We start from the raw sequence: 12,027 nt of genomic DNA on the forward strand, positions 1-12,027 counted from the left end.
GGCCCTCCAAAAAATTGTCAGAGAACCCCTCCAAGATAGGCGAAGTAAACCAGGAACACCGCCGCCAGGACGTACATCAGGGGATGAACCTCCCGCCAGCGGCCGCTGAAGAGCTTCAGCAGGGTGTAGCTCACGAAACCCGCTCCGATGCCCTCAGCTATCGAGTAGGTGAAGGGGATCGTGATGAGCACCAAAAAGGCCGGAAGGGCCTCGGTGTGATCGGTGAAGTCTATGCCCTTAACCGCGCTGAGCATGTAGTAACCCACTATGACCAGCGCTGACGCCGTCGCGAAGGCAGGTATTGCACCGGCGAGGGGCGCTATGAAAAGGCCTATTCCGAGGAAGAGCAGCCCGGTGACAATGGCAGTCATTCCGGTTCTTCCGCCCTCCTCTATTCCAGCGGCGCTCTCGATGTAGGTGGTTACCGTTGAGGTTCCCAGAACGGCACCTACGGTGGTTCCTATCGCATCGGTCAGGAGAACCTTCTCCGCGTCCGGAACCTTGCCGTCCTTGGTGAGGAAGCCGGCCTTGGCGCTGAGGCCGGTAACTGTTCCGAGGGTGTCGAAGAAGTCAACCATGAAGAAGGCGAAGACCACTCCTATCGCCCCAACGTTGAGGAGTCCTTTGAGATCCATCTTCATGAAAGTATAGCTTATGTCAGGCGTTGAGAACAGGTGATCGGGCCACGGTGCGGCCCCGGTCAGCCATCCGAGGAGACTGGTGGTTATTATTGAGATCAGCAAAGCTCCCTTGATGCGGAGCGAGATAAGTACCGCCGCGAGGAAGAGGCCGAAGAGGAAGAGCAGCGTCTCCTTACTTGCCAATGCCCCCGTGTTCAGTCCGGTGAACTGGAGAACGCCCGAGTCGCTGATGAAAGCCTTGAGGAGACCGACGTCGTTGAGGCCTATGAAGACGAGAAAGAGCCCGATTCCGGCTCCGACGGCGTACTTCTGGCTGAGCGGGATGGCGTGGATTATCGCGCTCCTGACCCTGGTGACGCTGAGGGCTATGAATATAAGGCCCTCGACGAAGACAGCGGCGAGGGCTATTCTCCAGTCGTAGCCCATTCCGAGGACGACGCTGTAGGCGAAGTAGGCGTTGAGGCCCATTCCCGGAGCTAAAGCGAAGGGCTTCTTGGCGTAGAGGCCCATCAGAAGGGTCGCGAAGCCTGCCGCGAGGGCAGTAACCGCGACCAGCGAGTTGAAGGCCTCCCTGCCCATGGCATCGCTGAGTATCGCAGGGTTGACGAAGAGTATGTATGCCATCGTCATAAAGGTGGTGACACCGGCTAGGATCTCGGTTTTCAGATCCGTCCCATGCTCCTCAAACCCGAAGTAGTTCTCGAACCAGCCCATGAGCTTCACCCCATGAGTTGACAGGTTTTTGATGATTTTGGGGCTTTTTAAGTGTTTTTTTGACTAAAAAATGTCAAAAAAGGCAGCGGCACTATCCACGGAGAACTCAGAAAATCAGGGAGAAACAAAGAAAGAAGAAACGCTTTCGGTTTATTGCCCAAGAACGGAGAAACTTCTCACCCTAACGTCTACTCGCTCGGGCATTTCTTCCACGCTGAAGGGCAGCTCGTCGAGGAAGCGCTCCGCGAGGATCACTCTGTCCCCAATCCCAAGCTTCAGCCTTATCCTTCCGGGAAGGAGCTCGTAGTCAAGAACCTCCGCTGTGTCCCCTTTCATTATGTAGACGCTCTCCGGGCGGAAGAATATTCTCACCCTCCCCGAGCGGCCGACGTCAAAGCAGAGCTCGTTAAGGCAGGCTCTCCCGTTCTCCGCTTCCAGCTCCAGTATGTTGCTCAAACCAAGAAACCTTGCCACGAACTCGGTCTCTGGCCGGTAGTAAAGCTCCAGCGGTTTTCCGACCTGCTCCACCCTTCCAACGTTCATGACCGCTATCCTGTCGCTTATCGCCATCGCCTCCTCCTGGTCGTGGGTGACGTATATCGTCGTTATCCCCAGCTCGCGCTGGATCCTCCTTATCTCGCCCCTCAGCCTTTCCCTTATCTTGGCGTCGAGGTTGCTGAGCGGCTCGTCGAGGAGGAGAACCTCCGGTTCAACCACCAAAGCCCTTGCGAGGGCAACGCGCTGCTGCTGGCCGCCGCTGAGCTGTTCCGGGTAGCGGTTTTCAAGGCCCGTCAGGCCGACTATCTCCAGCGCCCAACGCACTTTCCTCTCTATCTCCGACTTTGGGAGTCCCTTCATCTCAAGGCCGAAGGCCACGTTCTTGAAGACGGTCATGTGCGGAAAGAGCGCGTAGTCCTGGAAGACTATGCCGATGTTCCTCTCGTAGGGGGGTAAATCGTTCACCGGTCTTCCGTCGAAGAGTATCTCTCCCCTGTCGGGCCTTTCAAAGCCGGCTATCATCCTCAGTGTCGTCGTCTTCCCGCAGCCGCTCGGCCCGAGGAGAGTGAGAAACTCCCCGTTCTCAACGATTAACTCGTCTATCTTCAGTCTGAATCCGTTCCGGGCTTTGACAATGTTTCTAAGCGTAACGGTCACCATACTTCCTCACCGATGCGCTCTATGATGAGAAAACCCGCCGTGGAGACCGCCATCAGAAGAACCGAGAGAGCTGAAGCACTCCCGAACTGTCTCGCCCCCAGGAACTTGTATATGGCGACGCTCATCGTCGTGTACTCCGGTTTCGCAAGCATGTAGGTGGCCCCGAGTTCGGCTATGCTCATCGCGAAGGCGAAGATTGCGCCGACCACCAGGCTGCCCAGGACCAGCGGAAGCTCCACTCTCAGGAAGGCCTTCCATTCCCTGGCTCCAAGGCTTAGAGCCGCCTCGAAGATGTTCGGTTTTATCTTTTTGAGACCCGTTGACACCGCCCGGAGAACGAAGGGATAGGCTATGACCGTGTGCGCCGCCACGATTATCCACGCGGTGTAGTAGAGTGGCGTGCCGTGGAAGGTTTTAATGTACCCGAGGCCGAGTGTTATGGGGGAGCTCGCCAGGGGAAGCATCGCAAGGATATCAAAGAGCCTCTTCCCCCGGAAGTCCCAGCGGTGGAGGGCGTAGGCAATGGGCAGGGCCACTGTTATCGAGAGAACCACGGTAGCCAGACCGAAAAGGAGAGAGTTCCGGATTGCGTCGAGGGTGGTTAGGCCGAACATGGGGTTGTACTCGGTTGAAAATATCCGCCTGTACCACTCGAGGCTCCAGTGACCGTTGAAGCGCAGGGAATCGTAGATAACGGCCAGAAGCGGAGAAACTATGAAGATGAAAACGATGAGGGAGTATAGAGCCGTGGCCAGCCCCCGGAGGCTCAGCCAGTCGCCCCTCCTGAATGGGATTGGTTTTCTGAAGACCCTCTGCTCCTCCCGTCTGGCATAGGCATCCAGAGAGCGGAGGTAGGCGTACATGAAGGCCATACTTAGAAGTATCTGGATTATCGCCAGTGCCGAGCCGGTCTTGAAGTCGAGGAGCGTCATTATCGCGGTGAAGATGTCAACCTCTATGGTGGCGTAGCGGTAGCCCCCGATGATGAGCGGTATTGAGAAGCTCAGGAAGGAGAAGACGAAGGTGAGCATCGCGGAAGCGAATATCGCGGGTGAGATCAGGGGTAGCGTGACCCTCCAGAAGAGACTGAACCCGCGGGCACCCAGACTAAGCGCGGCCTCCTCGTAGTGTGGATTAACCCTCTGCCAGAGCGAAGAGACCATCCTTATGACGATGGGGAAGTTGTAGAACGCATGGGCCAGGAGGATGCCCTTCCAGGAGTAGAGTATCCCGGGGTCTCGACCTATTAGGTCGGTCACGATACCGCTCTTTCCGAAGAGCAGGATGTAGCCCAGGGCCACCATCACGCTGGGCATCACGAAGGGAACGGTCAGAACCGCCCTTATTACTCTTTTTCCCGGAAAGTCGTACTTCGCGAACAGATAAGCCCCGGGAAGGCCGAGGGCCACGGTGAGGAGGGTTGATCCGAGGGCCTGGGCGATGGTGAAGAGTATAACGCGGCGGTGGTAGTCGTTTTGAATGACGGAGGCGATGTACCTCAGCGTGAAGCCGTCCTCCCACAGCCCGGTTTTTATGATACTTACCAGCGGAACGTAGAAGAAGATAACCAGAAACGCCAGGGGAACTGTAAGGATCAGGTAACCCCTCCCTAACTTCATGGGTAAAACTCGCTTTTAGGCCTTTATAAGCGTTGATTGGGCAAAGTTGTTAAACCTCTGCTTCGAAACCGGGCCGGTGATGCCATGAAGGCCCCGGAGCTGGGAATAAGAATCGGCCTCCACGAGCATGGAGAGAGGAACTCGATTGCGGATTTAGGCGTTAAGGTCGGCCATGCGACGCTGATAGAAGGTAATGACATCAGGACGGGTGTTACCCTTCTGCTCCCTCCGGTGAAGAACCCCTACAGAGAGAGGCTTTTCTCAGCCACCTTCGTCATGAACGGCTTCTCAAAGCCGATAGGCTTCGTCCAGGTCGATGAACTCGGCTACATCGAGTCACCGATAGCTTTAACCAACACGCTGAGCGTTTACACGATCGCGAACGCTATGGTAAAGCACATGATCGGGCTGAACCCGGATTTAAGGAGCGTCTCTCCAGCGGTTATGGAGTGCAACGACTCCTACCTTAACGACATCAGAAGGATGGCCGTCCGGGAGGGGCACTACTTCGAGGCACTCAAAAATGCCAAACTCGACTTCGAGGAGGGTTCCGTTGGAGCTGGAACCGGGATGAGCGCCTTCGAGTTCAAGGGTGGGATTGGTTCGTCGTCGAGGGTCGTTGAGATAGGTGGAGAGGAGTACACCGTTGCCTCGCTCGTCCTGGCGAACTTCGGGAGGAGGGAAGATTTGACCATAGCCGGCGTTCCGGTTGGCCTCTATCTGAAGGACTACCCGGGCAGGGGTACCTCAGGGAAGGGCAGCATCTCGATGGTTGTAGCGACTGATGCTCCCCTTACCGCGAGGCAGTTGGGAAGGCTCGCGAAGAGGGCAATCGTTGGCCTCGCGAGAACCGGAGGCTATGCCTACCACGGGAGCGGTGATGTTGTTTTAGCTTTCTCAACGGCTCAGACTGTTCCTTTGGGGAAAGAGCCGGAGATGATTAGCTCCTTACCCGACAACTCCCTCAGCAGGCTCTTCAGGGCAACGGCGGAGGCGACGGAAGAGGCGATAATCAACGCACTTCTCCAGGCAGAAACGGTTGAGGGGAACGGGCACGTGAGGTACGCCCTGCCGGTTGAGAGAGTTATCGAAATCCTGGAAAAGCATGGAATGGTGGAGAGGGACTGATTATGCCCCTATCTCCTCGTACTTCCTCTTCATCAGGAGCGCGTCCTCCTCTATGTTGGGGCTCTCGCTTATGACGACCCCCTTAACCCTGAACTCCTTAAGAACGCGGAGTAAATCCTCCCACTTCATGTCGCTCTCCTGGAGGGGCAGATGCCTCCTCTCGCCCTTCTCGGTGTACTCTATGCCGCTCATGTGGATGTGCATGTTGTCGAGGGCTTCCCTGCCGAGCCTGTCCTCTATGAAGGAGAGCATCTCGCGCCATTCCTCGGCGGAGTTACACTCGCCTTTGTTCCTCGCGTGTGCGTGTGCGAAGTCTATCGTTGGGAGAACCATCTCGAGCTCCTCGCTCAATTTTACGATTTCCTTTAAATCACCGAACTGGGTAGGTTTCCCCGTAAGCTCCGGCCGTAGCCATACCCTTACTCCCCTGTCCATCAGCTCGCGCTGGATTTCCCTCAGGGCATCTTTGATTCTCCGATAAACACTTTCTGGGGGCTGCTTGAGGTAGTATCCCGCGTGAAAAACGACGCTCCAACCACCCGCCTGGTAGAGCCTCTCGGCGCTCTGGATTATCCTCCTTTTGCTGGCCTCAACCTTTGCCCTTTCGTTCGCGTTGAGGTTGATGTAGTAGGGTGCGTGGGCCGTGAGAAGAACGTCGTGTTTTCTGGCAACGTACTTGATCTTCTTCGCGAGTTCAGGCTTGAGGTTCACACCGCGTACGAACTCCAGCTCCATCGCGTCGAGTCCAAGCTTCCTCACGTGGATTATCCCGTCAATGGTTGAGCGCTTTGGAGCTGAGAGGGGAATCCCAGCGGTTCCGAAGCGTAACCTGTCCACCCTGAACATCCCCATCACCCAGGAAATTAGGGGAGCCTAATTTATAAGCCTACCGCTCCACCGTGGTCCCGAGGTACTCCTCCAGTTTCCCGATCTTCTCCTCGAGCTCTCCTTCCAGGTGCTTCAGCCTGTGTTTCAGTTTCCTAAGTTCAGCTTCTCTCTCTTCGATAAGTCTCCTTAGCTGCTCGTGCCGGCCCTCGAGCTCACGCCCCCTGGAGAGTATCTCCTCCCGTCTGGCCTCCAGTTTCTCGAGTTCCTTCCGCAGGGAGTCCAGAACGCGAGTTTTCTCGCCTAGGTTTTCCATGAGCCATTTTGCCGCTTTCCTCTGCCTCGGGTCCAGCTGGGGTTCTATTCTCTTCACAAACTCGATGAACTCTCCCGGTTTTCTGAGCGCTACCGAGGTGTCCCGTATGAGCTCTTCCGCCGTCGGCTCGCCGAGGCGCATCCTCTTCACAGGTTTCTGGAGTTTCGATGCTTTTGAGCGTATTTCAAGCTCCTCACTTCTTATTCTGGAGCGCAGGGTCTGGATGGTTTTTTCCACGTCGTCGAGGCCTTCTCTGGAGTGAAGTTCCCTGATCTCGTCTTCCACACCTCCAAGTTTTTCGCGGAGTTCGTGGAGTTCTCGCTCGATACCCTCTATGGTTCTCTCTGCCCTTCTGATCTCCATCAGGACCCAGTCCACTTCAAGATCCTCCACGTTTCTCCGGGCCAGCTCGTTGTAGTACTCGATGTACTCCTCGTTGAGCTCCTTCAGGAGGCGGTTTATCGCGTAAACGTCCTTCTCAAAAATTATCAGGAGGTACTTTCCGTGCCCCACGTGGAGCTTTGCGAGATCTGGAAGGCGCTTTCCGAGGCTCTCCATATCCTCTACGCCGCTGAGGGCGTTTCTGAGTGATCTGACATAGTTCCTGCGCTCCGCAGTTACTATCTTCCTTATGCTGTCATCAACGTTCTTCGGAATATTCCTGTTCTCCAGTCTGTCTATCCTCTTCAGGATCTCCGCCACCCTCTTTCTCAACCTTTTGTTGTACCGTTCCCTGATTTTCTCGGTCTCTTTCCGGGCCTTTGTCCTCTTCCTTTCGTACTCCTCAAGCGCTTGCTCCAGCTTCAACTCTCTCCCATCCCCTAACTTTTCCCCTCAGGTACGCGCCGACGACCACGGCCATTCCCACGTCAACCAGGGCCAGTAGGAGTTTCGTAAAGACCTCAATGTCCGACAGGGTGAGTATAGCCATCGCGTACCTCGTCGTCAGGTCTATCGTTACCCACATTGCCGGCATCATAAGGAGGGCCGAGACCTGGTACCAGATGTGGTAGTCCCTCCGCAGGTAGGACTGGATGACCTTACCGGTTATCATCACCGAGATACCTATTATCAGCGAGGAATTAATGGCGTTTATGTAGATTAGAGTCGCGAGGAGCGGCGTCCCGGGATAGCTGCCGATCAGCTCCAGGGAGTACTCCTCAAGGCGGAAGTAGGCGTTTATGGCTCCCCCGATGATTATCAGGGAGCCAGCTATAACTGAGATCACGAATATGAACTGCCTCGAGAGGGTTTCCCTCACGTTGAGCCGGAAGCCCTTTGTGAAGAAATAGCCTCCTATGAAGAGCAGTATCGTCCCGGTTATCGTGGCTGAGATTATCTTGACGCTCTCCGGATACCAGACGCCTATCAGTCTCGCTATGCCGTAGAGGAGCAGTATCATTCCAGGGATCCCGAGGACTACCTTGGCAACCTCGGGATCGCTCAGTATCTCCTTCATGTAGCGGTAGATGATGTAGTAGGTCGTCTCTATACCCTCGCTCTGCTTGACGACGACGCGGTGGGAGCTTATTATCGGCACCTTCGAGGTGATTATCGGGAATATCTGCTCGTCTTCCGCTCCATCGGTGACGGTTATGACCCCATCAGCCGGGAACCTCTCGAGAACCAGCTCGAGCTGTCTCGCCAGCTCCATGTCGCTCTTAACACCAACCTTCGGGTGGCCGGTTATCAGTGCGACCTCAACCTCTTTGAACTCCCCGCTCTTCTTTAGCTCGTCGTAGAGCTTAACTGCTGCATAGACGACGTTCGCATCGCTGTCCTCAGGATCTGCCAAGCTGAGCTTTAAGGCCGCGTCCACACAGGCGTCTCTCCCGATCACCGGCCCCTCGACGCCGGCCTTCTGGCCAAAGTCATCGTCCCTGTCTATCGCCAGAACGAGGGCCCTGATCTCAACCACCCCTCACTTTCTCCATCACGGATTCCACCTTGTCCTCCATCTTCCGCTCCCTGTCGCGTCTGTCGTCGATTCTAACGGTTGTTGAGACCCTTTCAGCGCCGAGCCTGAACATAAGCTCGTGGGCCTCCTCAATTATCTCGAAGGCCTCCCTAACCGTCGGGACCTCGATTATGGTTGCCATTGGCGTCAGCTGATACTTAACGCCCTTCTCCTCTAAAAGCTTTATTACTCCGGCAACGTAACGGCTCAGGCTCCTCTCGCCGAGCGGAACGATAACGAACTCGACGATGACCACCTTCGACACCCGCTTTAATCTCTATCGGCAGTAATTTAAGGGTTGCGATAGATTAATAAACTAACATGAGGTAATTTTAACGGGTGGTGAGGATGTACAGGATAAAGGACGAGTGGGGTGAGTTCCTCGTCAGACTCGCGAGGAAGGCCATAGAGGAGTACGTGAGGCACGGAAGGGTTATAGAACCCCCCGAGAACACTCCACCGGAGCTCTGGGAGAAGATGGGAGTCTTCGTTACACTCAACAGGTACAACGTTCCCCCTCAGATGGCACTTCGGGGATGCATAGGCTTTCCGCTACCGATCTATCCTCTCGTCGAGGCGACCATCAAGGCTGCCATTCATGCTGCCGTTGAGGATCCCCGCTTTCCACCGGTTAGGCCGGAGGAACTGGATGACCTTACCGTGGAGGTCAGCGTTTTGACTCCTCCCGAGCTCATAGAGGGTCCGCCGGAGGAGAGGCCGAAGAAGATAAAGGTCGGAAGGGACGGTCTGATAGTTGAGAAGGGCATTTACACCGGTTTACTGCTCCCCCAGGTGCCCATCGAGTGGGGCTGGGACGAGGAGGAGTTTTTATCGCAGACCTGCTGGAAGGCAGGCCTTCCACCCGACTGCTGGCTTGACCCGGATACAAGGGTCTACCGCTTCACGGCTGAGATCTTTGAGGAGGAGTATCCAAGGGGCCCGGTGAGGAGGAAACCGCTGGTTTAGCTCTTCCCCAATTTTGCTATGAAAAAGCTGTTGCAGTCGTGTCTGTGGGTCCACGCCCTGAAAACCTTATCGCCGACCTCAAGGGGGGCCCTCTCCCAGCTGAAATCTTAGGGGATAAGCACCAGTCCAACGCGATTCACCGCGAAGAGTACATTCTCCTCGTCTTTATCAACCTGATCGAGCGGGTTGGGTAGGTCATTGGGTAAAACAGCTTTATGCTCAGCCCTTCTAGGGGAGTTTTTAAAAGGTGGTGAGCGCAACAAGTGTAGTTCTTTACTTTTTTATGTGTACCAAAATTATTGGACAATGCATGGGAGAGTAATTACTAAAAAACAGAAACGTTTATAAAATAAGCAGTCCTGTTTATTACTGCAAAACTAGGTTGGAGATGAACGAGGTGAAATGGAAATACCTCGCAGGGATCTTGGTGGGACTGCTTGTTTTAGGAACTACTGGTGGTAATGCAGGGGCAACAGTTTTTTATCGGAACTCTATGAAGTTTATCAGTGTTAGAGGAGTCTATGATCCAAATCCTCAACAGGATACGTCCGAAAGAGTTTTCTTTAATGTTACCGGAAATCTTGCTTTTGATATTTTAAAACACAGAGTTACGGGAACTATTGTAGTTGAAAATGACAGGGTATCGGTTGATTGGGATTTCTCAATATTTAAATCCACTCAGTTTGATGGATATGCGTTTGTATTTAATCCAAGCTCTTTTGGAAATGTGCTTAGCCTTGAAGCAGTTGTGTATAAAAACGGTACCGTTTGGATCTTTGCAAGGGATAGGCACGGGGGTATAATGGCCTTGAAAGGATTTAATAAGGCCCTAGTGGAAACGCTATCCTCTATGGATATTCCTTCCGCTGGAATTTCTGAAAAGGAGTGGCTCTGGATGGCCCTGGAGCCAGAAGTCAAGACCATCACTCTATCTGCTATTCAGGTTAGACCGAGTGTGATGCCGAAATCGGAAGTGGGAAGGATACTGCCAATGGCTACACACTCAAGAGACGTTGTGAAGATTGTTGAAAAACGATATTCCGTTGGATGGTGGAGGTGGAGGACCACTTATTACATTAAAGTTGCGTTAAAAATGTATGGGCCAACTTCCATTAATGACTATGGAGATTATCTTATTAGAGTCATTGTTGAGGACGAAGGAGAGATCTCAAATGGGGAGAGAATTAGCAAAAATACTCCCCTGTTTTTGGGAGATAGAAGCGATTCTAGAACTAATCCGATAGAGATTGGTCTATGGGTACCACACTCTCCCGATGATCGCATTATCTATACTGAGTTCACGTATTCGGGAGAAGCAGCACCCCTCGACGAAATAAGCTTGGGTTGGGGTCTGCTAATCGATATGATTAATCCCATTAACCTCCTACGTTTTTTCGTGGATATTGAGCCGGGCGAGGATTTTGATGACTTTCCAGATCCAGTGAACTCAATACGTGTTGCCTACCGTAATATCGCCCTGGGTAGACCTGGCCACTGGACAAAAGCGTATGTGCGTATTGATCACGTTTCAGGAAACGGCTATGGGACAATCGGTGCATTTTTCAAGGTTCCAGTGTACTACCAAGTAACAGGAACTCAGACCCTTAGAGTCGTGGGTCTTATAAATACCAAATTAGAAATTCGAGCATTGCATAGTTAGTGTACAGGAAACTGGAGCTCCTTAATTCATTTTTATTTATTGTTGGTATTCAGAGTGGGGGGTCTGTACATATGAAGCCTGAGATGGATAAACTCATCATTATAATCTTTGGGTTAGTTGTTGTGGGGGGAGTTTTGTATCATATAATGAGCGAATATGGTTCTCAGCGATTCATAGAAGGGCAGAGGGACTACGAAAGACTCTGCATTCGTCAGATGACCTCATTAACTCTCAGCGACATTCTATTCCATTCACAAGAGGCACTTGATTCGCTAGAGCAGAACTCCCCGGAAGTTTTTAACCTTTCAATGGTAGAGTTGGCTCTCGATCTTTCGAGATTGGAATCCACTCTTGTAAGTTCAGCGGTGTATCTCTTCCCAGAGGACTTTCCTGACAATGAAACGGTGGTTAACATGACAAAAACCGAGGGATGCCTCGTGTTGGTGGAATCCTCTAGAATAGCCTATCTAAACGGGGTAGCAAACGTATCGGCAATCCGGGAGGGATTAACAATGATTCACAACTTTGCCATGGAATGGCGGGAGAACGGTAACTATCCCAGTGAAGAGTTTTTGAAGGCCAATGCCGAGCTTCAGCGGAAGTGTAGTGCTCTTGTTCCTGAGGTTATGAATCCTTGACTGTTAATCTTTCTCTCCTTTCTTCTGTGGATATAAGGGGGAAGTTGTCGGTAAATTGGTAAGTCCAGTCTCGACTATAGTATTGACTGTGATGCTACCGTCCAGAAACGTCCCTGTACTCTTCGATGTATTCACAAAACTCCCTCTAGGAGCTTTTAATCTCTTTTGTCCCTTTCCCTTTTTTGCTGGAGGGTATCTCCAACTTCAAGAAGCCCCCTCCCTTAGCTAGAATCATGTGGGATAATTCTCCTCGTCTTTATCAACCTGATCGAGCGGGTTGGGTAGGTCATTGGGTAAAACAGCTTTATGCTCAGCCCTTCTAGGGGAGTTTTTAAAAGGTGGTGAGCGCAACAAGTGTAGTTCTTTACTTCTTCTTATGTATATTTGTATTAAAAACAAAAGTTA

General features: G+C 52.9%; 11 protein-coding genes and 1 pseudogene. 4 read left to right on the top strand and 8 right to left on the bottom strand.

The features are described 5' to 3' along the window. Positions 1 to 17: 17 nt before the first annotated feature. From MV985_RS02595 to MV985_RS02605, 3 genes are all read right to left on the bottom strand, one after another. Entirely contained in the window at positions 18 to 1,355 is a 1,338-nt protein-coding gene (locus tag MV985_RS02595; protein ID WP_297460695.1) for an NCS2 family permease, read from the bottom strand. Positions 1,356 to 1,505: 150 nt separating this feature from the next. Further along, positions 1,506 to 2,513 carry an ABC transporter ATP-binding protein gene (locus MV985_RS02600; RefSeq protein WP_297460724.1) on the bottom strand — a complete coding sequence of 336 codons (1,008 nt, stop codon included), beginning with the start codon at positions 2,511 to 2,513 and terminating at the stop codon, positions 1,506 to 1,508. Continuing rightward, complete coding sequence (locus tag MV985_RS02605) at positions 2,507 to 4,132, bottom strand: iron ABC transporter permease (RefSeq protein WP_297460759.1); 1,626 nt, start codon at positions 4,130 to 4,132, stop codon at positions 2,507 to 2,509. The genes MV985_RS02600 and MV985_RS02605 overlap by 7 nt, the downstream gene beginning before the upstream one ends. Positions 4,133 to 4,216: 84 nt before the next feature. Between MV985_RS02605 and MV985_RS02610 the strand changes: the two genes are divergently transcribed. Then, on the top strand, positions 4,217 to 5,260 hold the full coding sequence (locus MV985_RS02610) for a P1 family peptidase (protein ID WP_297460769.1): 1,044 nt from the start codon (positions 4,217 to 4,219) through the stop codon (positions 5,258 to 5,260). Here MV985_RS02610 and MV985_RS02615 read toward each other — a convergent pair whose 3' ends face one another. The 4 genes from MV985_RS02615 to MV985_RS02630 are packed head-to-tail and all read right to left on the bottom strand — an operon-like array spanning position 5,261 to position 8,614. Then, the gene (locus MV985_RS02615; RefSeq protein WP_297460878.1) at positions 5,261 to 6,106 is read right to left on the bottom strand and encodes a deoxyribonuclease IV; all 846 of its coding nucleotides are present in this window, start codon (positions 6,104 to 6,106) and stop codon (positions 5,261 to 5,263) included. Positions 6,107 to 6,146: 40 nt separating this feature from the next. Next, positions 6,147 to 7,208: a hypothetical protein gene (locus tag MV985_RS02620; RefSeq protein WP_297460782.1), complete on the bottom strand. Its 1,062-nt coding sequence runs from the start codon at positions 7,206 to 7,208 to the stop codon at positions 6,147 to 6,149. Continuing rightward, positions 7,186 to 8,319, bottom strand: a complete 1,134-nt coding sequence (locus tag MV985_RS02625; RefSeq protein WP_297460790.1) for a DUF373 family protein — start codon at positions 8,317 to 8,319, stop codon at positions 7,186 to 7,188. Before MV985_RS02625 ends, MV985_RS02620 begins: the two co-directional genes overlap by 23 nt. Beyond that, a complete protein-coding gene (locus MV985_RS02630) occupies positions 8,312 to 8,614 on the bottom strand; it encodes an MTH1187 family thiamine-binding protein (RefSeq protein ID WP_297460890.1) in 303 nt (100 codons plus the stop codon). Before MV985_RS02630 ends, MV985_RS02625 begins: the two co-directional genes overlap by 8 nt. A 92-nt stretch (positions 8,615 to 8,706) precedes the next feature. Here MV985_RS02630 and MV985_RS02635 point away from each other — a divergent pair, with 92 nt between their 5' ends. After that, positions 8,707 to 9,324, top strand: a complete 618-nt coding sequence (locus tag MV985_RS02635) for a TIGR00296 family protein (RefSeq protein WP_297460904.1) — start codon at positions 8,707 to 8,709, stop codon at positions 9,322 to 9,324. On the opposite strand, the pseudogene MV985_RS02640 reads toward MV985_RS02635, so the two are convergent. Next, positions 9,321 to 9,523 (bottom strand): annotated as a pseudogene (locus MV985_RS02640) (SAM-dependent tRNA/rRNA cytosine-C5 methylase); the annotation flags it as partial. The gene MV985_RS02635 and the pseudogene MV985_RS02640 overlap by 4 nt on opposite strands. A gap of 189 nt (positions 9,524 to 9,712) precedes the next feature. Between MV985_RS02640 and MV985_RS02645 the strand changes: the two are divergent. Together MV985_RS02645 and MV985_RS02650 are read left to right on the top strand one after the other, a co-directional pair. Beyond that, complete coding sequence (locus MV985_RS02645) at positions 9,713 to 10,984, top strand: hypothetical protein (RefSeq protein WP_297460802.1); 1,272 nt, start codon at positions 9,713 to 9,715, stop codon at positions 10,982 to 10,984. Between the two features lie 71 nt (positions 10,985 to 11,055). Then, positions 11,056 to 11,622, top strand: coding sequence for a hypothetical protein (locus MV985_RS02650; RefSeq protein WP_297460815.1), 567 nt, complete (start codon positions 11,056 to 11,058; stop codon positions 11,620 to 11,622). Positions 11,623 to 12,027: the final 405 nt, after the last annotated feature.

Source organism: Thermococcus sp. (assembly GCF_027012695.1).
Lineage (GTDB): Archaea > Methanobacteriota_B > Thermococci > Thermococcales > Thermococcaceae > Thermococcus.